The organism is Acinetobacter sp. BMW17 (genome assembly GCF_001592855.1).
Classification (GTDB): Bacteria; Pseudomonadota; Gammaproteobacteria; order Pseudomonadales; family Moraxellaceae; genus Acinetobacter; species Acinetobacter johnsonii.
On the sequence record NZ_LSOD01000027.1, the window covers coordinates 47,977 to 74,206 of the forward strand.

The window sequence follows — 26,230 nt, forward strand, 5'->3', positions numbered from 1 at the left end:
AATGTCTTATTGGTGATTCATTCAAGCTGTTGACCAAGTAAGCTTTACATGGTGCATTTGCAAGAACATCATCAATGTTCATATCACTCGTTACTTCAGTAAAAACACAAGCACCTGTACCTGTAAGTTTTGCAATACCGAACTGGTCGAGATATTGCATTGCTTCATCTACTTCTGGATATAAACTTCTTGCCAAAGGCTCAAAATTATTTCCAAAATCAGATGGCTTTAACTGATAGGCGCAAAATTTAGAGCTCTTCGTGTTTCTTGTCAATGTTTTTTGTGAAAAAAGCAATTGAGTGCTGATAAAACAATCAGGTTTTAACACAATGTATTGTTTTTGATCTAAGTCTATGAATGTTAAGTGCTCACCTATGCCTTCAGCCCATGCATTGCGACCATGGACAAAGATGGGAACGTCTGCGCCTAACTGAACACCTAAGTCTGCTAGTTGCTCAGTATTTAGCCCGCATTGCCACAGTTGATTGACCACGATTAATGTCGTCGCAGCATCCGATGAACCACCACCTAAGCCTGCACCCATCGGAATATTTTTTTCAAGACGAATGGATAAACCGGTGGCTGTTTGTGCATACGGCTTAAGTATCTGTGTCGCTTTATAAATCAAATTTTGACTCAAATCGACACTGTTTAAGCCTTCAATATGAATTTCTTGATCTGTACGGAGCTCAAACTCTAACCAATCGCACAGATCGATCAACTGGAAAATACTTTGCAGTTCGTGGTAGCCGTTTTCACGACGACCCGTAATGTGTAAAAACAAATTCAGCTTTGATGGGGCAGGGACACGGATCATAACGAGATAAACTAGCGGTTTTGAATGACCATTGTAATACGGTTTTCTGCACCATTTTCAAGTGCTTGTTTTAAAATCAACCGATTTGGCATATGGGCTTGTTCGTTATAGCTCAGCTCAACGCTCCAACCATCTTCAATGATCTGTACTGCGCGTTTGGCACTGTCACGTTGGATTTGTGCTTGAACTGTTGCGGGTTTGGCTTGAACCCAATTGACTAAATGGGTGATGGGTGCCTGCCAACCTGTTGCTGTTTTTAAAAGTTCTTCAGGGGTTTCAGCTTGGATGAGGCCAGTTTTAGCACTATTCAGGCTAACTTCACCTGGACGACCGGTAATTTGCGTCTTACCAACGCCTAAAATTCCACTGAGCTCAATATCAAACTCTTGTTGCTGTTGTACCCATGTGAAAAAAGCACTGCCTGTCTGTTCAGGCGTACGCACCCCAATTTTACCCTGTAAGCTAAAGTGTTGATCAGATTCGGTTTGTATGGTGTTTGGATCAAGCTGTGGTTTGGTAAATTGTTGACAGCCTGTTAGTGCCAAGCTACTTGCAGCAAGTAAGCTTAAGCTCAGATTTGAGAAAATACGCATAAAAACTATGAGCTCTTTTTCAGTTGTTGGGGTAACAATAAAGTATTGAGTTGATCCAATTGAGGATCATTTGGGTGTTTTTGTTTGAGTTGTTGTAACACAGTGGAGAATTTTTGCAGATCACCGAGCATATAAACTGAACGCGCATAACGCACGCCAATATTGACACTACCACTGATGAGGTAGGCTTTTTCTAAGACTTTGGCTGACGTGCTAAAGTCATTTTGTAAGTAACAAATAAAGCCCAAGGTGTCTAAGATGGAGGCTTGTTCAGGGGCATATTCTAAAGCATGTTCAACAAATCTACGTGCATCATCTAAGCGTCTGTTTTGCAAGGCTAAAGTATATGCATAAGCATTGAGATAGGTTGGGCTATTGGGCTCGATACTTAACAGTTGATTCAGCAACTTCTCTAGTTTGTCTTTATCCGTATGTGGATCCAACATTAGCACTTCAGAATAGATCAGTTCAGGATCATCCGGTAAGTTTTTAATCGCCTCATCTAACAGTCGCATGGCTGCAGCTTTGTTATTCATGCGCTTTAAGATATCGGCTTGCGCCTGATACAAAAAGCTTGCATGTTGTGGATAGTTCACCCGTTCTTGGGTTAAAAAGCGCAAAGCATCATTGGGTTTGTTTTGCTGGGTATAGATACTGATGAGGCTGCGACGCGATACGGTATACAAGCTACCATCGACCAGACGATAGTAGGCCTTGGCTGTTTCAAAATGCTGTTTTCGTTCAGCATTCACCGCAAGATAGTAATAGGCTTCATTTTGATATTCGGCCGAATTACGTAGTTCAACCAGATATTTTTCCGCTTTTTCGTACTTCTTTAAGTCAATACTGGTTAATCCCGCAATAAACAAGGCTTCTTCTTGTTCAGGCCATTTTTTAATCAGGCTCTCAAGCTTGGTTAAGGCTTCATTTGACGCATTAATTTTAATCAGATATTTGGCTTCGGCTAAACGGACATCGACATTGTCGCGGTGTTTACGACTCGATTTTGCATACCAATTACGGGTTTCTTCCTCTTGACCGAGTGCGCTGAGTAAGTTGGCTTTCATCAGGATGTAGCCTGTGACTTTTCCACACTTTTTTAGGGCTTTATTGATGGTGATTAGGGCTTGCTCAAGCTGTCCATTTTGCGCTTCTAAACCTGCAATCAATGCCAAAATAGAGGGATTGTTCCGCTCTTTACTCGATCGTAGCGCTTGAATGAGAATTTCTTGATCTTCAGGTTCTTCAGGGGCAATCCCCGCAAGGATTTGCTCTAAATCAGCATTGGCATCAATATTGAGAATTTTGTCGAGCGTTTCAGCCGCAAGTTCATATTCATGCGCTTTGAGTGCAATGTGAGACAAATAAAATAAGGCTGGAACATCGGTGGGCTCTTGCACCACCCAATGCGTTGCAATATCGAGTGCGGCATGCAAGTCATTTTGTTCAAGAGCAATATTTAAAGCGCGCTGTTTAATAGTGGTGGAATTACTTTTAATCGCCAACACAGTATAGTTGTGTAGGGCAGTTGCACTGTCTTGGTAAGCCAGTGCAAATTCGGCAATCATACTTTGTTGAATTGCATCATAATTAGATAGCGAAAAATCTCCAGCTGCTCTAAGATGAGCACTAGATGCCATGCTACCGACGAGTAAGAATGTGGTAGAATATTGCTTAATTCTCGCGCCGCTCAGTCGGCAATGTGTTTGACGCAATTTTTCTTGATCCAAGTAATGCTTTTTATGACACCGTTATTGCACAATAGCATAAATTTAGCGAAATGATGATCTGATATGTCTTTCTTTGCATTGGGTGTCAACCATCAAACCGCCTCCGTAGAATTGCGTGAGCAAATTGCATTTAACCCTGAAAAGTTAACGCAACTGCTTGAGCAACAAGGCCAAAACCAAGACTTAAATGAAATGGTAGTGGTGTCTACGTGTAACAGAACAGAAGTGTATGCCATGTCTGAAAACTCAGATATGGTATTGAACTGGCTCGCCCAAGCAAATGGCATAGATGTTAAACAATTGTTGAATCATGTATACCGTTATGAAAATGCGCAGGCTGTCACTCACTTGATGCGTGTTGCAAGCGGTTTAGATTCACTCATGCTTGGTGAACCGCAAATTTTGGGGCAGGTTAAATCTGCACTATCTCTAGCGAAGACGGCTCATACTGTTTCTCCTCATTTAAACCGAATTTTTGAATATGCCTTCTATGCGGCGAAACGCGTCCGCTCTGAAACGGCTGTGGGTAGTCATGCCGTATCGATGGGCTACGCGGTGGCCCAGTTGGCATTACAAGTGTTTAGTAAGCCTGAAAAGTTGACGGTCATGGTGGTCGCTGCGGGCGAAATGAATAGCTTGGTGGCGAAGCATTTGGCTGAAATGGGAGTCGCAAAAATCCTCATTTGTAACCGTACTCGTGAACGGGCTGAAACTTTGGCTCAAGAAATAGCCCATCGTGTAGATGTTGAAATCATTGAGTTTGATCAGTTGGCCAGTAACTTAGCACGTGCAGATGTCATTTCCAGTTGTACGGGAAGTTTACATCAAGTGATTCATTATCCAGATGTCAAAGCGGCCTTAAAAAAGCGTCGTTATCAACAAATGTTGATGGTGGATTTGGCTGTTCCGCGTGATATAGACCCGAAAGTGGAAAGCTTAGATGGCGTCTATTTATATGGCGTGGATGACTTGCAGTCGGTGATTGATGAAAACCTTGCTCAGCGTCGTCAGGCGGCGGTTGAAGCAGAGGTGATGGTCAACCAACTAGCAACGGAGTTGGTGACCCAGCAGAAGGTTAATCTGGCAGGTGAAACCATCCATGCTTACCGTCAGCAAGGTGAACAGTTAAGACAAGAAGAATTAGATCTAGCGCTGGCACGAATTGAGAAAGGGGAACAGGCGGAACAGGTGATGCAAGAGTTTGCACATCGTTTGACGCAGAAGTTATTACATCCGACCTCGATTATGCTGCGTGAAGCAGCCAAATCAGAAGATCCAAGTCATTTTGAACAAATGCAAATATGTTTAAATGAGACTTTTGACAAACGTCGTAAAACTAAAAAGTAAACCCAGATAAAAAATGCAATAGGTTTAAGTAATCAGTCTTAAGCCTATTTTTTTGGTCAGTTCAAAGAGTTTATGTTTTAAATTTCGTGTCTCAATTAATGAATTTGGGGCTTTAAGTTTAAGTTTTAAATATTTTTCTTCAAGCGAAAGGGCATACTCACTGGCCAGTTTATCCGCCAGTTCTGGTGTTTTAGTTAGTTCTTCAATATTGGTACGCTGCATAATATCGGCAATCGCGTTGGCATAACGGCTACACGCACCCAGCACATAATAGGTCGCCAGTTCTTGGTCGTCGGGCAAATCATCAAAGATGCTGTCTAAGACTTGTAGCACATGTCCCAAAAGTTCATCTTCAGGTAGATAGGCGCGTAGAGTTTCAAAGTGAATATACAAAAACGGATGATGGATCAGTACGGCGAGGGCGAAATCTTCATCTTTGGTACGAATATTAAAAGACAACGAGGCATCGTTGCTGACTTGAGGTGTCCAGCGACGACCAAAACCGAGTTTTTCTTTGAAGGATTGATTCAGCAAATAACGGAAAGAGCCTGTTTTGGGCAATAAGTCCGTCAGTTGACGTAACTCACTCATGACCTGACTTTTACCTTCAGGGCTACTGATGTCATGGTTCTGCGTCAGATGTGCAAAGACAAAGTCTGACAGTAGTGGGGCCTGTTGGAGCAGTTTATTAAAGTTTTCAATACCTTCACGACGAATCAGTGAGTCAGGGTCATGATCATTCGGTAAAACAAAAAACTTCAGCTCGCGACCATCATTGAGTAAAGGTAACGCAATTTCTAAAGTACGGCGTGCCGCTTTTTGTCCGGCCACGTCACCATCAAAGGCAATGGTAATCCGGTTGTTTTGCTTAAACAGAATATTTAAATGTTCGGTATTACTGGCAGTTCCTAAGGTCGCCACGGCACCTGCAATCCCATACTGCTGTAGCGCAATCACATCCATATAGCCTTCGACCATCAGCCAGTCTAGGGCTTTTTGTTTACGGCCTTCATATAAACCATAAAGCAATTGGTTTTTATGAAATACTTCAGAGTCAGGTGAATTGATGTATTTGGGTTTAATTTCGTCATTTAGAGCACGACCACCGAAACCTACGACACGACCTTTGGCATCGCGAATCGGAAATATGACGCGATCCCGCAGTAAGTCGAAGTCACGACCATTGTCACTGGTGCGAATCAGTCCGAGCAGCTTTAAGCCTTCGATATCTTGCGGGAAGGCTTTTTCTAAGTGTTGCCAGTCCTCAGGTGCATAGCCTAAACGCCAATATGCAATAGTATCTCGGCTGAGTCCACGCTGTTTAAAGTACTGCTGAGCAGCACGACTATGCGGTAGTTGTTGCTCATAGTATTGCGCAATATTTTCTAACAGGTCGTATAAGTTACCTTCCTGAACGGGGGCAGTGTTGAAGCCCTCGAAGGTATCAAAATCAGCGTAACCTTCTTGGTAGTCCATGGACTGAAATTCAGCAAAAGGATCATGCTCAATCTGAAACTCAGGTTGTGCTAGAGCTGGCTCAGTTTTCTTGGCTTCAGTGGCATCGACCTGTGGTTTTTGGACAGGTTTAGCTTCACGCTTATACACCAGTTTTTTTGAGTCACGGTTGTCTTTGGGAAGTTCGATGCCTGTTTGACTCGACAAATCCTTCATCACATCAATAAAGCTACGACTGTCGATGTCCATTAAAAAACGAATGGCATTACCATTGGCCTGACAACCAAAACAGTGGAAATACTGTTTGTCACGATACACGTGAAAAGATGGTGATTTTTCTTGATGGAACGGACAACAGCCTGAATAGGTGCGACCTGACTTTTTAAGTTTCACACGTTGACCAATCAGGTCGACAATGTCGGTCCGATCTAAAATTTGGTCAATGGTGTGTTGAGGAATAGCCATGTCGAATCGTCAGTCGCTGATGTTTTGAACCGTGAAAAGAAGCAGAGATGGAGGTTTTAAAATGCAAAAAACCATCGAATCTAGATTGTTTTGTATACCTTTTAAGCGTTTTGATCAAGCGGAAATCGCACAAAACAAAAGGGCAAGTATGATAACTTGCCCTTTCTAAAATAGCGAATATTTCAGAGGAATTATTCGGTTTCAGTATTGATGTTTTGCTGTGTTTCAGGACGATCGAGTAGACCGAAACTGATACGGTTGGTAAAGCTGCGCTCTGTTGTTTGTTTCGGCTGTTCGATTGTTTCTTCAGAACTGTTTTGTTCTTCGCGACCAAACACACCTAAAGTCGCACGGTTGACCCAACTTGCTTCTTTACGTGCAGCGCGTAAGTTCACTTCACCATTCGATTTCACTAAATTTGGATAATTTAGTTTCAAGACATCGGTATATTGTTGCGCAGTTTGCTTGTCGCCCAATTGGTCATACGAATAAGCAACAGTTGCTAAAGCTTCAGGCACTTGAGGGCTTTGTGGATAATGTTCAATCACCCATTGCGCACGCTCTAGTGCTGCGACCCATGCTTTACGTTTGATATTAAAACGTGCCGCATTCATTTCGCTTTCAGCCAACTCATTGCTGATAAACTTCATGCGCTGTGCGGCATCAACCGCATAAGTGCTTGAAGGGTAACGACGAATAAAGTCTACGAAGTTTTGATATGCCACTTTAAGATAGCTCACATCGCGATGTGCTTGCTTTAAAGAAGTATAACGAATCAAACCATCATAGTTTTGTTCCATATTGGCTACGCCACGGACATAGTAGGCATAGTCCACGTTTGGATGCTGAGGGTTCAAACGAATGAAACGATCAGCCAGTGCAATCGCACCTTCATAATCTTTCTGCTGAAACTTCACATAGAGCAGCTCTAGTTGAGCTTGTTGCGCATATTCACCTGTAGGGTAATAGGTATCTAATGCTTCTAAGTGTTTTGCAGCGTCGGTATATTGACCACTTTGCAGTGCTTTTTCTGCTTTTTGAATATAAACCTGTTCACTCGATTGTGGACCGGTATCTACCACTTCTTTCTTGGGATTGCTGCTACAGCCTACCATTGCAGATGCAATGCCAATCGTTAGAGCAAGCATTGTCATTTTATAATGTGGTAGCGACATAAAAATTCCTCTGTTAATACGGGCAATGAGCTACAATTGCGCTATTAAATCACTTTTATTTGAATGATCAAATGGCTCAAGCACAATCTTCCGATCCAAATTTCCCTGAAACCGATTTCAATTTACTTGAAGATTCTGAGGATGCAGATAACCATACTTCAAGCTCTACTGCAACACGTTTATCGTTGCAATTTCAATTGGATGAAACTTATCTCGGACAACGTATAGACCAAGTTGCAGCAACGATTTGGAGCGACTTTTCGCGTGAAAAACTCAAACAGTGGCTAAAAGAAGGCCATTTGTTGGTAAATGGTAACAGTGTCAAACCCAAATATAAATGTGAAGGATTTGAACTGTTAAGACTTGAAGTTGAGTTAGAAGCCCAAACTCGTAGTCTGCCTGAAGACATTCCGCTGGATATTGTCTATGAAGATGAGGACATTATTGTCGTTAATAAACCTGTTGGGATGGTGGTTCACCCAGGTGCGGGCAATTCATCGGGTACGTTGGTAAATGCATTATTGCATCACTATCCAAAATCGGCAGAACTGACCCGTGCGGGTTTGGTACATCGTATTGATAAAGATACGTCAGGCTTGTTGGTCGTTGCGAAAAATTTAGAAGCGCAATTTTCACTTAGTAAGCAATTGGCGAAAAAAACGGTTTACCGTGTTTATGACCTGATTGTGTATGGCAATGTGATTGCGGGTGGCACGGTGGATGAACCGATTAAACGTCACCCTGTAGATCGTGTCAAAATGGCGGTATTGCCGGGCGGTAAAGATGCTGTAACACACTACAACGTGAAAGAACGCTTCCAACATTTCACCCGCATCCAAGCGCGTCTTGAAACTGGACGTACGCATCAGATTCGTGTGCATTTTAGTTATATTGGTTTTGGTTTAGTTGGCGATCCTGTGTATATGCCACGTGTACGCGTGCCCGCAGGTGCAACAGAACTTTTAGATGAGACTTTACGTGGTTTCAGACGCCAAGCCTTGCATGCAGCAGAGCTCGGTTTGAAACACCCTCGTACAGGTGATGAAATGTTGTTTAAAGCGCCGTGGCCGGCAGACTTGGCGACCTTGGTTGATGTACTTCGTACGGAAAACAAAGCCTATTAAGTTATAGATGAATCATCATAAGGACAGTATATGCAATTTGTTCAAGGACTTCCGGCAGGTGTTTTTGTGGGGCAAACCCGTGTGCATCATGATCGTGCTTTAGAAACCACTCAATCTGAACTACAAGGCTTTAATTTGGCTTTGCATGTACAGGATGATGCTACACGTGTGCAACAGCATCGCATGATCTTGCTCAAAGAGTTTGCAGGCTATGGGGTCGATAAAATCACGTGGATGATGCAAACTCACAGCACCATTTGCCGTGTAGTGAATGAGCAAATTGACTTTGATGCTCAAGAAGGGGATGGTTTGGTGACGCAGCGCCCGAAGCATGCCCTGATGATGATGACAGCCGATTGTTTGCCAGTGGTTTTAGGTAATACAGATGGAACTGAGGTGGCCAATTTGCATGCAGGTTGGCGTGGGTTGGCGCATGGCATTATTGAAAATACCATTGCCAGCATGAACACTCAGCCGACATGGGCTTGGTTGGGCGCAGCTATTAGCCAATCTTGTTTTGAAATTGGGGCGGAAGTAAAAGAAGCCTTTTGTTCAAAGTATGCTGAGCTTGAGTCTGCATTTCAAACAGGTGAGCAAGCTGGAAAGTATTATGCTGACTTGTATGCGATTGCAAAATTCATTTTAAAACAGCACGGGGTTGAAGTGGTTTCTGGCGGTGATCAGTGTTCCTTTAGCCAGTCAAATGAGTACTTTTCTTATCGACGTCATGCCAAAACTGGGCGTATGGCGACCTTTGTGTTTATGCAATAGTTTTGGCTTTTGATGAAGTGCTTGGCTGTTTTAATCCTTGTACTTACTCCCCACTCAGCGAGTGGAAGTGTTAAACTTAACTCAATTCTTTGGTCTTAAAAGTTTCCATGTCTGTACCTGATCTTGTTTCTGCTGCACCTGTTCATGTGTGTGTGGTTTATCATAGCGCCTATGGTCATACGGCGAAAGTCGCTCAGTATATTGCACAAGGTGCAGAGCAGGCGGGTGCTGATGTGCATTTAATTTCTGTTGCTGCAGTGCAGTGGGACTTGTTAGATCAGGCCGATATTATTGTGATGGGTTGCCCAACGTATATGGGCAGTCTTACCGCAGCGCTTAAGCAGTTTATGGAAGATTCCTCTAAGCGTTGGTTAGCACGGGCTTGGCAAGGAAAACTGGCTGCAGGCTTTACCAATGGTGGTGGCTTAAGTGGCGATAAACTGGCGGTATTACAGCAGATTAATTTATTTGCTATGCAGCATGGTATGTTATGGGCTGGTTTACCGTTTATGCCGACGGGACGTAGCCAACACGATATTAATCGGATGTCGAGCTTTTTAGGTTTGATGACTCAGTCAGACAACGCTAGTATTGAAATAACTCCACCCGAAGGTGACTTGGAAACTGCTCGAAAGTTTGGAAAATATTTGGTCGAGCTAAAAGCTGACTATTAACAGTTCTAATAATAAAAAACCTCCACATGGGAGGTTTTTTATTATTTATGCATAATACGGGCTTTATCACGTTGCCAGTCACGGTCTTTTTCCGTGGCACGTTTGTCATGCAGCTGTTTACCTTTCACTAAAGCGATTTCTAATTTCGCACGTGGTCCTTTCCAATAAGCAACAAGCGGAACACACGAATAACCTTTTTGATTCACTGCGCCGAGTAGCTTATCCAGTTCACGACGGTTCAACAGTAACTTACGGGTACGGGTCGCTTCAGGAACAATGTGCGTAGATGCACTGAGTAAAGGTTGAATCTGAGCACCGAACAGGAAAGCTTCACCATTTTTAAAGGTGATATAACTCTCAGACAGCGTCATACGACCTGCACGTAACGATTTTACTTCCCAGCCTTGCAGTGACAGGCCAGCTTCAAATTTTTCTTCAATAAAATAGTCGTGACGTGCACGTTTATTCTGTGCAATCGTCCCGCTGGTATTTTTTTTAACTACAGTTGCTTTCGCCATAATCAATTACTTCCAACAATGTACCTATTGTGCCTTAAAGCAGGGTTAAGGTGAAGTTTTTTCAAATTTATGGAGTTTCTTCACCTATAAAACAAGTTTTTGCTAAAATATGGCTCTACAAAATCAACAGAGTAAAAATGGATGTCTAAAACTCGCGTCATTTACCCGGGGACTTTTGATCCAATTACCAATGGTCATATTGATTTGGTTACACGTGCATCACGTATGTTTGATGAAGTGGTGGTAGCCATTGCCATTGGTCATCATAAAAACCCTCTCTTTAGTTTAGAAGAGCGTGTGAGCTTGGCCAAAGCATCATTAAGCCATCTTGATAATGTTGAGTTTGTAGGTTTTGATGGTTTGTTGGTGAATTTCTTCCGTGAACAAAAAGCAACGGCTGTACTGCGAGGATTGCGTGCAGTGTCTGACTTTGAATACGAGTTCCAGTTAGCCAACATGAACCGTCAACTTGATTCACACTTTGAGGCAGTATTTTTAACGCCGTCAGAGCAGTATTCATTTATTTCATCGACGTTGATTCGTGAAATAGCACGTTTAAAAGGTGATGTGACAAAGTTTGTACCGCAAGCTGTAGTCGCTGCTTTTGAACGTAAACATCAACAAGGTTGGTAGCGTGTCTTTATATATAACCGATGAATGCATCAATTGTGATGTTTGTGAACCTGTGTGCCCCAATGAAGCCATTTTCATGGGGGAATTGATTTATGAAATCAACCCAGACTTATGCACAGAGTGTATCGGACATTATGATAAACCCCAGTGTCAATTGTTCTGTCCAGTGGACTGTATTCCGCTGGATCCTAATCATGCGGAAACTGAGGATGAGCTCATGGATAAATATAAAAAGCTGATTGCTCAAAAAAGCGCAAGCAATTAAGTCTAAGATTTGATAATATGCGCCTCGAAGTGAGCCAGACGATCGCTGCTGTGGAGATCTCCGTGATTGAAGCAGGGGAGGAAAGTCCGGGCTTCATAGGGCAAGGTGCCAGGTAACGCCTGGGCGGCGTGAGCCGACGGAAAGTGCAGCAGAGAGTAGACCGCCTTCATTATGGTTTCGAGCAATCGAAATCGGAGGTAAGGGTGAAAGGGTGCGGTAAGAGCGCACCGCATGGCTGGTAACAGTTCATGGCATGGTAAACCCCACCGGAAGCAAGACCAAATAGGGATCCTTTAGGCATGGCCCATGCTGGATCCGGGTAGGTCGCTTGAGCGTATGAGTGATTGTACGCCTAGAGGAATGATCGTTCTCGACAGAACCCGGCTTATCGGCTCACTTCAACAAATTTTGATCAATTAAGCGCGCAAGGTACTTGACGTACTGGTGAGAAAACCACATAATGCGCGCACAGTTTACGGCTATGTAGCTCAGTTGGTTAGAGCACCGCACTCATAATGCGGGGGTCACAAGTTCAAGTCTCGTCATAGCCACCATTTTTATAGACCACGTTCCAAAACGTGGTCTTTTTTTGTCCTTATTTTGGGCTTAATACCCACCTCCAATTTGCGTTTGTTGTTGTGAAGAAACTTCCTGAGCAGTAATTTTCTGCTGATCATCTGTTTCAATTAAATAGGTGGAAGAACGTTTTTTTGAAATTAACCCAAACTGATAGCGAGCGGTGAGTTGAACATAATTTTCTAGATTTTTTGCACGATGACGTGGTTCTAATTTGAAAATATATTGTGCAAATTCTTCAGCATAACTTGGATTATTGAGTAAATTAGGATCGGTAATCGTGGCTAAATAATAATGTTGAGTTGGATTTATACCTTCCTCATTTTTAGGAAGGATGAGATAACCATAATCAAATTGGCTTAATTCCTTAAATTTTAGTTTTTGTAAAGAAATAGGAATATAGTTTTGGTCACTTGTAATACTGTTCCAAACTTGTAACCCTGAAAAAATGAAAACTAAAATAGTTGCGATGTAAAAATGTACATTCCATGTTGTAGAAATAGTCTTAGGTTCAACCCCATTTTTTATGACAATTGTGTGGGCTAGATAGTCGTGAATAGAGCGGCGATTTTTCCGGTTAAAAATATATAAATAAATTATAGAAATCAGTAAGCTGCCTAAGAGTATCGTAAAGATGCTATTCAATACTGGGTGAAAAAGTAGCGTAAAAGACATTAAGCAGAAAGGGGCATATAAAATTGCCGAGCGTAAAAATGAGGCGGATAGGCTGAGATACTGCTGATCTAGTTTGACGACTTTAATGGATTGAATAATTTTGCCGATTGTTTGTCCATTATTGTTAACGCTGTTGCAATAAGTAAAGTATAGAATAACGAAAAGATAACCAATTAATGTTATGAGTATAGGGTATTCATAAGGAAATTTACCTAATAGGCTAGAGATAATGTTACAGAAAGCACCGATGAGCAAAGCATCAATGATAAATGCGAAGCTCCTACGCCAAAAGCCTGCAATATAAGGTTGTGTATCAGTTGATACACCATTTTCAATTGTATTATCCAAAATAATGACTCATGCTGTTATAAAATTATTGGTTTTGATGTTAAAAGTAATCAGTAATTAACAAGTTTTAATCACTTTATTAAATAGTGAGCTGTTTTACAGAATTGTAGAGATGAAATCAATAATTCGAAGAGATTCTTTTTATTTACATTGAGTTGATACTTCTGCAATTTTAATCCTTGGAAGCTATTTTGGATCTGCATATAGGCAGTACATTATTCTGCAAAAATTTATTTTTTAGCCTGTAATTTTATTCTCTGTTCAGTTTAGTTGCGCATAGCATTTAGCATTGCAATTTCAAGTTGCTTATATGGTGATCTTTTTGAACATGATATAAGCGTTGTTGGGCCTTGCTGAGCTATGCCATGCATCGTTTTTTGTTGCATGTTCTATAAGTGTTGATTGGTGATTCATTTGGCAACATCCATGTGAGCGTGATTATAATTGACCAAGGCTGGACTCACGAGTTGGCATGCATTTAGTGCTGTTATGAGTGTAGCAATAAGCAAGGATTTGATCTGAGTAAGGATAATTTTCTTTATATATTTAGCTATTGTGCCCTATGTTTTTTTACTAAATATGTATTAATTTTAAACATTTAATTATCAGTTGTTTAAATGCTGATCATTGGGATGGGGTAGGGCTTGACGGGTGTTTAATATGTATAGATAATGCCCCCACAGTTTACGGCTATGTAGCTCAGTTGGTTAGAGCACCGCACTCATAATGCGGGGGTCACAAGTTCAAGTCTCGTCATAGCCACCATTTTTAAAGACCAAGCTCTCAGCTTGGTCTCTTTTTTTGTGCGTAAAAAATAGATTTGAATATGTCGATATAAAAAAGCCCAAACATCTGTTTGGGCTTTTTTATTGGAACAGCAGCTTATATGCCAGCTTTCCAGCCATTCATGATTGGGTAACGACGTTCACGGCTAAATGCGCGTGAGCTGATACGCGGACCAATTGCACCTTGGCGACGTTTGTATTCATTGAAATCGACCAAACGAATCACTTTTGCAACCACTTCAGCATCAAAGCCTTTGGCAATGATGTCATCTTGGCTCATATCTTCTTCAATATAAGCATACAAAATGGCATCCAGTACATCATATGGTGGTAAAGAGTCTTGGTCCTTTTGATCTGGACGTAACTCTGCTGAAGGTGGGCGAGTAATCACACGCTCAGGAATCACAGGCTTGTCTGAAATGCTGTTTCGGTATTTCGCAAGTTCAAACACAATGGTTTTATACACATCTTTTAGTACGGAAAAACCACCCACCATGTCACCATAGAGCGTGCAGTAGCCCACAGCCAATTCTGATTTATTGCCTGTAGACAGGACTAAATTACCAAATTTGTTTGATAAACCCATCAGCAGTGTACCGCGGGCACGCGCTTGTAAGTTTTCTTCAGTTGCATCCGCAGGGCTGTTGCCAAAGAACGGATAAAGCGTTTGCATAAAGCTGTTCACAATCGGGTTGATTTCAGCAATCCCAAAAGTCACCCCCATACTCTTCGCTTGTTCAGCAGCATCTTCTACACTGATTTGGGCGGTATAGGTATATGGCATCATTACGGCTTGGACTTTGTCGGCGCCAATCGCGTCGGCTGCAATGGCAAGGGTTAAAGCTGAGTCGATCCCGCCTGATAAACCCAAAATCACCCCAGGGAAACCTGAGCGCTGTACATAGTCGCGAGTCGCCATCACTAAGCTTTGATAAATCTCTGCCATGGTGTCTAAAGCAGGCGGCAGCGCATTGGCCTTAAAGGCTTGTTGTTCTGCTTCGTATTCAGCGAAATACAGGGATTCTTTAAAGCTTTCAGCTTGAAGTACAACCGAACCATTTTTGGCGATCACGAAGCTTGTACCATCAAAAATCAGGTCGTCTTGACCGCCGACTTGGTTGGCATAAACCAAGTTGAGGTTCATTTGTTTCGCCAGTGCAGACATGGTTTCAACACGGTGCTGCGGCTTACCGACTTCATATGGTGAAGCATTTAAGACCAAAGCCGTTTCTACATTGAGCTGTGCCAGTTGTTGTACTGTTGAAAGTGACCACACATCTTCACAAATCAACACACCAAACTTATGCCCTAAATATTCAAAAACAAGGTGTTGATGCCCTTCGGTGAAGTAGCGCTTTTCATCAAATACGCTATAGTTTGGCAAGTTTTGTTTGTTATACACACCCAAAACTTGTCCATCTTTCATGACCGCAGCGGCGTTGTAGCGTTGACCATCTTCGGTTTGGTTGACAAAACCAAAGACCATCACAATATCTTTTACTGTTTTAAGTTGTTCAAAAACTTGTTGCGTGCGTTTGGTTAGGCTTGGACGTAGAAGTAAATCTTCTGCTGGGTAACCAATGCTCGAAAGTTCTGGAAAAATAATTAAATCAGCATTTTGTTTTTTTGCTTCATTGGCCTGCTCCAACATTTTTTGGGCATTTGCTTCAAGGTTGCCAATGTGCGGAGAGAACTGTGCAAGTGCAATTTTAAAACTTTTCATTTCCAACTAAATCCTATACCTATAGGGATATACACGACGATTGAGTTTGTTATAGCTATAAGTTCTACGTGGTGTAAGTGACGATAAACAAATAGAAGTATTAATCAATAATAAGTGCGAATACTATATACGAAATGCGATTTTTTTTAAGGGATATTCTAAAAAAAATCCGTAAATGTCCTTAAAAAGAACAAATTATTCTAATGTCTTTATGGAGTGTGATTGTGTGGTTTCAACCGCTTTTACAAAAAATACAGCAAAAGTTTGAACTTAAAAACAGGCCCTTGACTGAAGCGGAGAAAAAGCTCGCCAGCAGTATTTTTGGGAACAGTCTGAACATGGATTCGGTTCGAATTATCGCGCATCGGGCAGTGCTGCCTCATTATGCGATTAGCCCGAATGGATATGTCTATTTTAATATCAAAGACTGGTGCGAAAATTTTGCCGATCAATCCATTCATCAACAAGCTTGGTTGATTCATGAGCTAACACATGTTTGGCAAATTCAGCAGGGACTCGCTGTAGTCCGTAAGGCGCTTTTTAACCGTCAATACCGCTATGCATTAAAACAAGGCAAGCAGTTTTTAAGCTATGGCATCGAACAACAGGCGCAAATGGTGCAAGACTATTTTCTCAAAAAACACTATGGCGAAGAGTGCTCAGCCTATGAGCAGTGCATTCCATTTGTGTCACACAAAGCCTCGTTCTGACCTCGATAGATAAATCTGCGGAGTGATTGTTAGACAACAGATTTTAAAGTCATAAATTGCAAATCATTTGAAGAAAAATGCCAGTGGCATAGGGGAAGCGACCTCTTATTTTGAATGCAAAGAGATGGTGAAAATCGTGAGATTGAGCCTAAAAATGAGCTAAAATAAGAAGGAATGTCCTATGCGTATCGCTCTTCCATTGAAAGGCAAAGCCAGTCAAATTTTTGCAGGAAACGTATTCGATGCTGAAAAACAGTCTGCGATTATTCCGATTCGGCATATGAAATTTGACTTTGAAGCTGAGAAAATTGATCCCAAATTCTACCTAAATGCGGAGTTGGCCAGTGCTTACTTTGCATCACTCTCGATCTTTCTGACCTATGGTGAAGACTTGGTGATTGATACCGCCCGTTATCACCGCGATTTCCTTAGAGACCCTGTATTAAAACAACGCGTGACGTCTTTGATTGGACAGGAGGCACTGCATTCAAAGCTACATGAAGAATTGAACGATACTTTTAAACAGGTTGATTTACCCGTTGGTATTTTTCGTTATTTAGCTGAAATCGTTTTTGACTACGGTTTTAACCGCTTACCGCAGCCGATGAAATTGTCTTTGATGGCAGGCATTGAACATTTTACCGCAGTGCTGTCTGAATACATGATGAACCATGAAGAGATTTTTTTCGATTCTCAAGACGAAAAGCAACGGGCGATTTGGATGTGGCACATGCTAGAGGAATCTGAGCACAAAGACATTGCATATGATGTGTTTCAATCACTTTCCAATAACTATGCCTTACGTATTACAGGCTTTTTTCCAGCCCTTATCACCATTTTGCTGCTGATTTCCGTGGCGTCAGTTTTTGTCCCGTTTTATCGAAAACCGTCTAATTTGGTGAGTCTCAGTTATTGGAAGGATATGCCGCGCAGTTTCAGCCTCTTGTTTGGGTTGAAACGAGGTGTTTATGGCAGTAGTTGGATGCATATTTTTGACTATTTACGTCCGAGCTTTCACCCGAATGACTATGACACCTCTGCATTTTTAGATTATTACAAAGAGCGCTTACTACATCCTGAAACAGGAATATTAACCCCCTATTTCACCAAAGAATTTACTCCAGTACTGAAATCATAAAGAGGAGGTTATGACATGGGACTGTTGAGTAAAAAAAATAAACCAAGTCAAAAGGCCTACGCAGTTGTAACGGGCGCAGGTAGCGGAATTGGTCGTAGCTTTGCACTGGAACTGGCAAAACGTGGTGGTGATGTCATCTGTGCAGATATTGACTTAAGCTCGGCACAGGAGACTGTAGATTTGATTCAGTCGATGACATCTACGTTAGCCTACGCCGTGCATTGTGATGTTGGATTAAAAGAATCTGTACACGCTTTGGCCGAGCAAGCGGAACAGCTTTTGGGACATCCTGTTACTTTGCTCATCAATAATGCGGGAGTGGGGCTAGGTGGTAAGTTTGATGAGGTGTCGCTCGAGGATTGGCGGTGGTGTATGCATGTCAACCTGTGGGGGGTGATTCATGGTTGCCACTACTTTGTACCCAAATTTAAACAGCAAGGCTTTGGTGCCATTATCAATGTGGCATCGGCTGCGGGCTATACCGCAGCCCCTGAGATGACAGCGTACAACGTGACCAAGTCTAGTGTTTTGGCTCTATCAGAAACCTTGGCTTCAGAGCTTCATGCTTATAACATTGCAGTCAATGTGCTGTGTCCGACCTTGGTGCCCACTAATATTATGAAGAATGGTCGCTTGCCAAGTCGCTATTCTGGACTGGCTGACAAACTGCTGATGAACCATGCGTTTACCACCAGTGATGCTGTAGTCAAAAAAACATTAAATCGCTTAGATGCAGGTAAGCTTTATACCATTCCACAACCCGATGCCAAATTGTTTTGGTGGATGAAGCGCGCATCACCAAGCTTATACGTCAAGCTTTTAGGTTTGGGTTATCCACTGTTTAATCAAATCACAAAATAAAAATAGAGAAAAATGAATATGGAAACTCAATTAGAGGCAGAACAAGCAGATGTGGAAGCGCCGTCTGATCAAATGCGAGATCAAACTACGACGCCAAAAAGTACGGAAGCTCAACCTAAGCAGACCCGTAAAAAGGCTGTGCTTCGTCCTAAAGCTGTACATACTTACGATACCATTGTTGTAGGGGCTGGGATTTCGGGCATTGCTGCGGCTTATAAAATGAAACAAGTCGGCTATCAGGACTATCTAGTTTTAGAAAAGGCAGAGAGAGTTGGTGGTACGTGGCGTGATAATAATTACCCCGGCTGTGGCTGTGGCTGTGATGTACCTTCGGCATTGTATTCATTTTCCTTTGCGCCTAGTCATCAATGGAGTCATTTATTTGCGAAACAACCTGAAATTTTAAGTTACTTGGAACAGGTGGTTGAGCAGTTTGAATTGCAAGATAAAATCCGATTTCAGCATGAGTTGCTCAGTGCAAAGTGGAATGAAGAGGCGAGTATTTGGCAACTCGAAACTTCTCAGGGGGCATATCAAGCACGAACCGTGATCTTTAGCACAGGGCCGATTACAGAACCATCCTTACCTAACATTAAAGGGATAGAAGGATTTAAAGGAGAAATGTTCCATTCAGCCCGTTGGAAACATGATTATGACTTAACGGGAAAGCGGGTTGCAGTGATTGGAACAGGTGCGTCTGCCATTCAGTTTATTCCACAAATTCAGCCGTTGGCGAAAGAGTTGATCGTATTTCAGCGGACTGCGCCGTGGGTTTTGCCCAAAGCGGATATGCAGCTCAATGCTACAGTAAAGTCGCTGGTGGCCAAATTTCCGATGATTCAGCAAGGCTGGAGGAAGAGTGTTTCCAGTATTTTAAATGCGATCAACTTTGGGCTGCGTCATCCGTCACTGCTTGAGCCAGTCAATGTTTTAAGCCGTCAATTATTAAAATTGCAAATACAGGATGACTCCTTACGTAAAGCCGTAACGCCTAACTTTTCGATCGGCTGTAAGCGACTTTTATTTGCCAACAATTATTATCCAGCACTGTAACAAGACAATGTCACGCTGTTACCCCAAGGTTTGGTCGAGATTGATGGGCAGAGTGTCATTGCGGCAAATGGGGAACGATTTGAGGTCGATGTCATTATCTGGGGAGTGGCACATCCTCCAATTGGACAACGCGTATGGAATGCACAAGGTGAGCGATTGGCCGACCTTTGGAGGGACAGTTCTCCAGAAGCGTACTTGGGTACAAGTTTGGAAAATGTGCCGAATGCCTTTTTGGTATTGGGGCCAAATATCTTGGTCTATGACTCTTTTATTGGGATTGCTGAAGCGCAGATTCAGTATATTGTTGATGGTTTACTAAAAATGAAGCAGCAAGGCTTTAAACGTATGATGGTGAAGCGAGATGTTCTACGGTATCACAATGCGAAAGTACAAACGCATTTGAAAACCACAGTATTTAACCGAGGTGGCTGTTCAAGCTATTATTTAGATCGAAATGGGCGTAACTTCGCAGCTTGGCCGTGGTCCTTGGCCGAGTTAAAGCAACGTTTATCTGCGCTTGAGCTAAAACACTACGATGTTGTTGAAGCTTAAAGTAGCTACATTAAGTATTAAAAAATCCTGAGTTTGTTTAGGCCTTTTAATGCTTAAACTGTGTCACTTGTGAATTGTTGATTTAAAATTCAACATATAAAAAACCACCCATGCGGGTGGTTTTTTGTCTATCAACGCAGACCGAATTAACGGTTGATGTCGCGTTGAACTTCGCCAGTGTAAAGCTGACGAGGGCGACCGATCTTGTACGGACCGCTGTGCATTTCTAACCAGTGGCTGATCCAACCAACAGTACGTGCAAGCGCGAAGATCACTGTAAACATTTCCGTCGGGATACCAATCGCTTTAAGGATGATACCTGAGTAAAAGTCTACGTTCGGGTATAAGTTACGTTTGATGAAGTATTCATCAGAAAGCGCGATACGTTCAAGTTCCATAGCAAGAGCAAGCTGTGGATCATTGATGCCAAGCGCACCAAGAACTTCGTCGCAAGTTTCTTTCATTACTTTCGCACGTGGATCGAAGTTTTTGTACACACGGTGACCGAAGCCCATGAGTTTAACTTCTTTAGTTTTCACTTTTTCCATGAAGTCAGCAACGTTCTCTACAGTGCCGATTTCATCAAGCATCTTAAGAACAGCTTCGTTTGCGCCGCCGTGAGCAGGGCCCCAAAGTGCAGAGATACCCGCAGCGATACATGCATATGGGTTTGCGCCAGTAGAACCAGCTAAACGTACTGTAGACGTAGAAGCATTTTGTTCATGGTCTGCGTGAAGCGTGAAGATACGGTCCATTGCTTTAGCAAGGATAGGATCTACTTTGTAATCACGGTCTGCTGGAGTAGCAAACATCATGTACAAGAAGTTTTCAGCGTAGCTTAAGTCGTTACGTGGGTAAACAAATGGTTGACCAACAGTGTACTTGTAGCTCCACGCAGCCAAAGTAGGTACTTTAGCAATTAAGCGGATCGCTGTAATTTCACGGTGATCAACATTTTCGATGTCTAAGTTGTTGTGATAGAACGCAGAAAGCGCACCAACTACACCAACCATGATCGCCATAGGGTGAGCATCGCGACGGAAACCATTGAAGAAGCGGCTAACTTGATCGTGAACCATAGTGTGGTTACGAACTTTAGCATCAAATACTTCTTTTTGTTCAGCTGTTGGAAGCTCGCCATTGAGAAGTAAGTAGCAAGTTTCTAAGTAGTCAGCTTTAGTTGCTAACTGGTCGATTGGGTAGCCACGGTGTAAAAGCACACCTTTGTTACCGTCGATGAAAGTGATTTTAGACTCGCATGCAGCAGTAGCCATAAAACCAGGATCAAAAGTGAAGTGACCTGCGGCCAATACATCTTTAACGTCGATTACATCTGGGCCCAATGTGCCGCTGTAAATTGGTAATTCAATTTCTTTGCCATCAAGCTGTAAAACGGCTTTTTTGCCAGTTGCTTCAGACATTCAATAGATCTCCTGTCCTGGTGAATGATTTATCTGACTCGAAATACTCATCTTTTAATGCACGAATCAGACGGATTAAAAATTTGCTCTAAGAGTAGAGAGTGCTGAAATTTTGTCAATTATACTTATGGATAAAATGATGACTTCCGAAGTTATAGTTAAGATTTAATCCATTAAAATTTGCATAAAATCACAGCACCGACACACTATAATAAGTTAATTCAACGAGCAAGTGCATAAATAAAAAATGTTGCTGGCGCAATTGTAAGCAGTTTTATATTGAAAAAAGCGCTTGAAAAGAAACAGAATTCAAGTCGTCATATATTTACATTTATTATGATTCTCGTAACTTACGCATCATTTTAAAAAGAAAATGCTGCTTTCGTAGTCATTGTTAAAAACAATAAGTGACTCATAAAAAATGATTTAATTGTATAAAAAATAGCTTATTTGGTATTTCTAAAACGATATATAAGTCACTTTTTTTATTTATACGGATGTGAAAAAATTGTTTTAATTAAAATTTATTACGAGATATTTCAATCTTGTAGGGGATTAATCTGTTGCACCAACATCATGCATATTTATACCACTATATTAAAATAAAATAATGAACATTTTATATATAAATAAAAAATGATTAAAATAAAGCAGTGAAATTCCCCAGTTTTTAAAACAAGACTTTTTTGTGCATCATTAGTCTAAAGTCGAATTTTCCCGTTTTTGTATAAATTTTAGCGCTTGAATTTGGTGTTTATTTTATAAAAACCAACTATATAGCTGAGATTTGAAGCTAAAGTATTGTAGCGCAAGGTATTTATCTATGTGTTAATGATTCTTATTTAAAGAATTTTTATGCAAAAAGGCCAAGGGCATTGTTTGTATTTTGATAGTTCACGTCTTATAATTCAGTGTCGTTTTAAGTTCAAACGCTATTTAATTTAGAGTTTTAAAGTAGCTGCTGAACAATGCCAGCTTTCCTTCGAATTAATTCCAACAAACTCCGGATGGAGTTTTTACTTACAGGATGCCCGCTGTGAAAAGCAACAGACCTGTCAATTTGTCCATGGGTCAAGTTTTAGAAGTAAACTTAAAATCCCCTGTGGCTATTGCATCAATCTTACACCGTCTATCAGGTGTCATCGTATTTTTACTCGTACCGGTACTTCTATGGATCTTAGACAAGTCATTGTCTTCGCCTGAAGGATTTGCTCAAGTTCAGGCTATTTTTAATAGCTTCATTGTGCGTTTTGTCGTATGGGTATTTGTAGCCGGCTTAATTTTCCACTTTATTGCGGGCGTTAAGCACTTACTTGCAGATATCGGTATTGCTGAAGAACTGCAAAGTGGTCGTATCGCAGCTACTATTTCATTGATCTTGTCTGCAATCGGTATCGTTGCGGCATTTGTATGGATTGTTATCTAATGAAAAGTGCTACTGGTTTAACGGGTTCAGGTTCTCGCGATTGGTTTATCCAACGTGTAAGTGCTGTCGTATTAGCGGTTTATACAGTTGTTGTTTTAGGTTGGATCCTATGCAATGGCGGTTTTAGCTATGAACAGTGGTACGGCTTTATGATGACAGCTCCAATGAAGATTTTATCTTTATTGGCCGTCTTATCTCTTGTTGCACATGCTTGGATTGGTATGTGGCAGGTATTCACGGATTATGTGACTACTCGTCAAATGGGTCCTTCAGCTTCAGGTTTACGCCTTGTACTGACTTCAGCAGTAATTATTGCTGTATTTGCATATGCGATCTGGGCAATCCAGATTTTTTGGGCGAATTGATAGGAATAGATCATGGGCGCTATAACCCCTAAAGAAGATTACACAAATATTCCACACGAAACTTTCGATGCTGTCATCGTTGGTGGTGGTGGTTCAGGTATGCGCGCGTCTTACCAACTTGCTCAAGCTGGTTTGAAAGTTGCTGTTTTAACTAAAGTATTCCCAACTCGTTCGCACACAGTTGCAGCGCAGGGTGGTATTGGTGCATCTCTTGGTAACATGCAAGAAGATAACTGGCACTACCACTTTTACGACACGGTAAAAGGTTCTGACTGGTTGGGCGACCAAGACGCGATTGAATTCATGACGCGTGAAGCGCCACAAGTGGTTTATGAGCTAGAACACTTGGGTATGCCATTTGACCGTAACGCAGATGGTACGATTTACCAACGTCCATTCGGTGGTCACTCTGCAAACTACGGTGAAAAAGCGGTTCCACGTGCATGTGCTGCTGCTGACCGTACAGGTCACGCACTTCTTCACACGCTTTATCAAAGCAACGTGAAAATGGGTACGCAATTCTTTGTTGAATGGATCGCGCTTGACCTGATTCGTAACGAAGCAGGTGATGTTCTTGGTGTAACAGCAATTGACCAAGAAACGGGTAAAATTGCAGTATTCCAAGCCAAAGCGACATTGTTTGCTACAGGCGGTGCGGGTCGTGTTTACCGTGCATCAACCAATGCTTATATCAACACTGGTGACGGCCTTGGTATGGCTGCGCGTGCAGGTATTCCATTGCAAGATATGGAATTCTGGCAGTTCCACCCAACGGGTGTTGCTGGTGCAGGTGTATTGTTAACTGAAGGTTGTCGTGGTGAAGGTGCGATCCTTCGTAACGATGCAGGTGAGCCGTTCATGGAACGCTATGCACCTACTTTAAAAGACTTGGCGCCACGTGACTTCGTATCACGTTCTATGGACCAAGAAATTAAAGAAGGTCGTGGTTGTGGTCCGAAGAAAGACTACATCTTGCTTGATATGACGCACTTGGGTGCTGAAACGATCATGAAGCGTCTTCCATCTGTATTCGAGATTGGTAAGAAATTCGCGAACGTTGACATCACGAAAGAGCCAATTCCAGTTGTACCAACAATTCACTACCAAATGGGTGGTATTCCAACGAATATCCACGGTCAAGTGGTTGTGCCTGAAGGTTCTGAAACTGAAGCATTTGCAGCACATTATGACAAAGATAGCGATATCTATTCGACTAATGCGGGCGATCGTAACTTTACGAAACCTGTTAAAGGCTTTTATGCAATTGGTGAATGTTCTTGCGTGTCTGTACATGGTGCAAACCGTTTAGGTACGAACTCATTACTTGACTTGGTTGTATTTGGGAAAGCTGCGGGTGAGCACATCATCGACTATGTGACTAAACATCACGGTGATGAATACCAACCGCTTCCTACGACTGTACTTGAGCAAACTGTTGCACGTATCCGTAAGTTAGATGACTCATCTACAGGTGAAAATGCTCAAGAAGTTGCAGATGCAATCCGTGACATCGTTCAAGACCATGCTGGTGTATTCCGTACAACTGCACTTCTTGAAGAAGGTGTGAAGCAGATTCTTGCGATTGAACCACGTGTACGTAACATTCACTTGAAAGACAAATCTAAAGTATTTAACACCGCGCGTGTAGAAGCTTTAGAAGTTGAAAACTTGTATGAAGTGGCTAAAGCGACATTGATTTCAGCAGCAGCTCGTAAAGAGTGCCGTGGTGCGCATACGGTTGTAGACTTTGAAGAGTCGCCTGATCATCCAGCATACCCATATGGTCGTCGTGATGATGAGTGGATGAAGCACACATTATGGTTCTCTAGCGATAACCGTCTTGAGTACAAGCCAGTACGTTACAAGCCATTATCTGTTGCTGCAATTCCACCTAAACCACGTACATTCTAATTGGGAGAAGTAAGATGAGTAGAGGTACTCGTACATTTAATATCTACCGCTACGATCCTGATAAGGATGCAGCGCCGTACATGCAAACTTTCAAGTTAGAATTGACTGATAAGCACCGTATGTTGCTTGATGCGCTTCTTGCATTGAAAGTACAGGATGAATCATTAACATTCCGTCGCTCATGCCGTGAAGGTATTTGTGGTTCGGATGGTGTGAACATCAATGGTAAAAATGGTTTAGCGTGTCTTTGGAACCTAAACGACTTACCAGAAGTGATTACAGTTCGTCCTTTACCTGGTTTGCCTGTGGTTAAAGATTTAGTTGTGGATATGAATCAGTTCTACGATCAGTACAACAAAATTCATCCATTCTTGATCAACAACCAACCTGCGCCGCCAAAAGAGCGTTTACAGTCTCCTGAAGAGCGTGAACACCTAGATGGTTTATACGAATGTATTCTTTGTGCATGTTGTTCAACTTCATGCCCATCATTCTGGTGGAACCCAGACAAGTTCTTGGGTCCATCAGCGTTGTTGAATGCATACCGTTTTATCATCGACTCTCGTGATACAGCAACTCAAGAGCGTTTGGCTCGTCTAGACGACCCATTCTCGCTATTCCGTTGTAAAGGCATCATGAACTGTGTATCAGTGTGTCCTAAAGGTTTGAACCCAACTAAAGCAATTGGTCACATCCGTAACATGCTTTTAGATGCTGCGGGTTAATCTGTAAGCTGATTTATCAGTTAGAAAAAGCACACCTTTAGGGTGTGCTTTTTTATTTTATAGCGAGATTTTTGCTGTAAAAAATAAAGTTGAGTGAAAGCGTGAGGTTGGCATTATTTTTGTTTGTGATAGGTGGCTTTTGTGGAAATTGCACCAGATTGGTGAAATGCGCGGCGATTTAAAACAAATGTCATAAATAAGTGCAAGTATGAGTCTGCAAAAAAAGTTATGAAGATGTTAATATGGGTGTTGTTGATGGGGAGGGCATATTGAAAGATGATGCTCTCTTTTCGTATGTGTTTTTTGGAGTAGACTTTGGTCTACGTTGAAACTCGGTTTTATTTAAAGCACCATATATTAGATGAAATTTTGATATGTGTATTTCGCCAATTTA

22 protein-coding genes, 2 tRNA genes, 1 other RNA gene and 1 pseudogene are annotated in these 26,230 nt (G+C 41.9%); 17 read left to right on the plus strand and 9 right to left on the minus strand.

All coding sequences use genetic code 11. The annotated features are described in order from the left end of the window. The 3 genes from ispE to AXW61_RS08145 all read right to left on the minus strand — a co-directional run. Positions 1-817, minus strand: an 817-nt coding sequence (gene ispE / locus AXW61_RS08135) for a 4-(cytidine 5'-diphospho)-2-C-methyl-D-erythritol kinase (protein WP_062034016.1), incomplete at its 3' end; no start/stop codon positions are given. Positions 818-828: 11 nt separating this feature from the next. After that, complete coding sequence (lolB, locus tag AXW61_RS08140) at positions 829-1,410, minus strand: lipoprotein insertase outer membrane protein LolB (protein ID WP_004695517.1); 582 nt, start codon at positions 1,408-1,410, stop codon at positions 829-831. Positions 1,411-1,415: 5 nt separating this feature from the next. Next, positions 1,416-3,125, minus strand: coding sequence for a hypothetical protein (locus AXW61_RS08145; RefSeq protein ID WP_062034017.1), 1,710 nt, complete (start codon positions 3,123-3,125; stop codon positions 1,416-1,418). A 78-nt stretch (positions 3,126-3,203) separates the two neighbouring features. Here AXW61_RS08145 and hemA point away from each other — a divergent pair, with 78 nt between their 5' ends. After that, positions 3,204-4,487 carry a glutamyl-tRNA reductase gene (hemA, locus tag AXW61_RS08150; RefSeq protein WP_062033961.1) on the plus strand — a complete coding sequence of 428 codons (1,284 nt, stop codon included), beginning with the start codon at positions 3,204-3,206 and terminating at the stop codon, positions 4,485-4,487. A 24-nt stretch (positions 4,488-4,511) separates the two neighbouring features. Here hemA and AXW61_RS08155 read toward each other — a convergent pair whose 3' ends face one another. Both AXW61_RS08155 and AXW61_RS08160 read right to left on the minus strand, forming a co-directional pair. Further along, positions 4,512-6,407: a DNA primase gene (locus AXW61_RS08155; protein WP_062033962.1), complete on the minus strand. Its 1,896-nt coding sequence runs from the start codon at positions 6,405-6,407 to the stop codon at positions 4,512-4,514. Between the two features lie 191 nt (positions 6,408-6,598). Further along, a complete protein-coding gene (locus AXW61_RS08160; protein WP_010327302.1) occupies positions 6,599-7,582 on the minus strand; it encodes an outer membrane protein assembly factor BamD in 984 nt (327 codons plus the stop codon). A gap of 71 nt (positions 7,583-7,653) precedes the next feature. Here AXW61_RS08160 and rluD point away from each other — a divergent pair, with 71 nt between their 5' ends. The 3 genes from rluD (at position 7,654) to AXW61_RS08175 (ending at position 10,151) form a co-directional block, all read left to right on the plus strand. Then, positions 7,654-8,706: a 23S rRNA pseudouridine(1911/1915/1917) synthase RluD gene (gene rluD / locus AXW61_RS08165; RefSeq protein ID WP_062033963.1), complete on the plus strand. Its 1,053-nt coding sequence runs from the start codon at positions 7,654-7,656 to the stop codon at positions 8,704-8,706. Positions 8,707-8,736: 30 nt separating this feature from the next. Next, positions 8,737-9,477, plus strand: a complete 741-nt coding sequence (gene pgeF, locus AXW61_RS08170) for a peptidoglycan editing factor PgeF (RefSeq protein WP_062033964.1) — start codon at positions 8,737-8,739, stop codon at positions 9,475-9,477. A 107-nt stretch (positions 9,478-9,584) separates the two neighbouring features. Beyond that, positions 9,585-10,151 (plus strand): flavodoxin family protein, encoded by a 567-nt coding sequence (locus tag AXW61_RS08175; RefSeq protein WP_005400401.1) that lies wholly within the window; start codon positions 9,585-9,587, stop codon positions 10,149-10,151. Positions 10,152-10,192: 41 nt separating this feature from the next. On the opposite strand, the gene smpB is transcribed toward AXW61_RS08175, so the two are convergent. Further along, positions 10,193-10,669, minus strand: a complete 477-nt coding sequence (smpB, locus tag AXW61_RS08180; RefSeq protein ID WP_004695532.1) for an SsrA-binding protein SmpB — start codon at positions 10,667-10,669, stop codon at positions 10,193-10,195. Between the two features lie 141 nt (positions 10,670-10,810). Here smpB and coaD point away from each other — a divergent pair, with 141 nt between their 5' ends. The 4 genes from coaD to AXW61_RS08200 all read left to right on the plus strand — a co-directional run bounded on the left by coaD (position 10,811) and on the right by AXW61_RS08200 (position 12,121). Then, positions 10,811-11,302, plus strand: a complete 492-nt coding sequence (gene coaD, locus AXW61_RS08185; protein ID WP_004695534.1) for a pantetheine-phosphate adenylyltransferase — start codon at positions 10,811-10,813, stop codon at positions 11,300-11,302. Position 11,303: 1 nt separating this feature from the next. After that, the gene (locus AXW61_RS08190; RefSeq protein ID WP_004695536.1) at positions 11,304-11,567 is read left to right on the plus strand and encodes a YfhL family 4Fe-4S dicluster ferredoxin; all 264 of its coding nucleotides are present in this window, start codon (positions 11,304-11,306) and stop codon (positions 11,565-11,567) included. 26 nt (positions 11,568-11,593) lie between these two features. Beyond that, an RNA gene (gene rnpB / locus AXW61_RS08195) (RNase P RNA component class A) lies at positions 11,594-11,971 on the plus strand. 73 nt (positions 11,972-12,044) lie between these two features. Beyond that, a tRNA-Met gene (locus AXW61_RS08200) sits at positions 12,045-12,121 on the plus strand. Between the two features lie 52 nt (positions 12,122-12,173). Here the strand turns inward: AXW61_RS08200 and AXW61_RS08205 are convergent. Beyond that, positions 12,174-13,166: an RDD family protein gene (locus tag AXW61_RS08205; protein WP_062033965.1), complete on the minus strand. Its 993-nt coding sequence runs from the start codon at positions 13,164-13,166 to the stop codon at positions 12,174-12,176. Positions 13,167-13,854: 688 nt separating this feature from the next. Here AXW61_RS08205 and AXW61_RS08210 point away from each other — a divergent pair. Next, positions 13,855-13,931, plus strand: a tRNA-Met gene (locus tag AXW61_RS08210). A 117-nt stretch (positions 13,932-14,048) separates the two neighbouring features. Here AXW61_RS08210 and AXW61_RS08215 read toward each other — a convergent pair. Beyond that, a complete protein-coding gene (locus tag AXW61_RS08215) occupies positions 14,049-15,674 on the minus strand; it encodes an NAD+ synthase (protein WP_010327297.1) in 1,626 nt (541 codons plus the stop codon). Between the two features lie 203 nt (positions 15,675-15,877). On the opposite strand from AXW61_RS08215, the gene AXW61_RS08220 reads away from it, so the two are divergent. The 4 genes and pseudogenes from AXW61_RS08220 (at position 15,878) to AXW61_RS08235 (ending at position 19,988) form a co-directional block, all read left to right on the plus strand. Then, a complete protein-coding gene (locus AXW61_RS08220) occupies positions 15,878-16,384 on the plus strand; it encodes a hypothetical protein (protein WP_062033966.1) in 507 nt (168 codons plus the stop codon). A gap of 181 nt (positions 16,385-16,565) precedes the next feature. Further along, positions 16,566-17,522, plus strand: a complete 957-nt coding sequence (locus AXW61_RS08225; protein WP_062033967.1) for a metal-dependent hydrolase — start codon at positions 16,566-16,568, stop codon at positions 17,520-17,522. A 15-nt stretch (positions 17,523-17,537) separates the two neighbouring features. Beyond that, positions 17,538-18,383: an SDR family NAD(P)-dependent oxidoreductase gene (locus AXW61_RS08230; protein WP_062033968.1), complete on the plus strand. Its 846-nt coding sequence runs from the start codon at positions 17,538-17,540 to the stop codon at positions 18,381-18,383. Positions 18,384-18,455: 72 nt separating this feature from the next. Beyond that, a pseudogene (locus AXW61_RS08235) lies at positions 18,456-19,988 on the plus strand (NAD(P)/FAD-dependent oxidoreductase). A 146-nt stretch (positions 19,989-20,134) separates the two neighbouring features. Here the strand turns inward: AXW61_RS08235 and gltA are convergent. Further along, a complete protein-coding gene (gltA, locus tag AXW61_RS08240; RefSeq protein WP_004695551.1) occupies positions 20,135-21,409 on the minus strand; it encodes a citrate synthase in 1,275 nt (424 codons plus the stop codon). Positions 21,410-22,436: 1,027 nt separating this feature from the next. Here gltA and sdhC point away from each other — a divergent pair. Genes sdhC through AXW61_RS08260 form a run of 4 tightly spaced genes read left to right on the plus strand, consistent with a single transcriptional unit; the run spans position 22,437 to position 25,836 of the window. Then, a complete protein-coding gene (gene sdhC / locus AXW61_RS08245) occupies positions 22,437-22,835 on the plus strand; it encodes a succinate dehydrogenase, cytochrome b556 subunit (RefSeq protein ID WP_005400408.1) in 399 nt (132 codons plus the stop codon). Continuing rightward, a complete protein-coding gene (gene sdhD / locus AXW61_RS08250; RefSeq protein ID WP_004695554.1) occupies positions 22,835-23,200 on the plus strand; it encodes a succinate dehydrogenase, hydrophobic membrane anchor protein in 366 nt (121 codons plus the stop codon). Before sdhC ends, sdhD begins: the two co-directional genes overlap by 1 nt. A gap of 12 nt (positions 23,201-23,212) precedes the next feature. Continuing rightward, a complete protein-coding gene (locus tag AXW61_RS08255; protein ID WP_004695556.1) occupies positions 23,213-25,111 on the plus strand; it encodes an FAD-binding protein in 1,899 nt (632 codons plus the stop codon). Positions 25,112-25,125: 14 nt separating this feature from the next. Then, a complete protein-coding gene (locus AXW61_RS08260) occupies positions 25,126-25,836 on the plus strand; it encodes a succinate dehydrogenase iron-sulfur subunit (protein ID WP_004982744.1) in 711 nt (236 codons plus the stop codon). Positions 25,837-26,230: the final 394 nt, after the last annotated feature.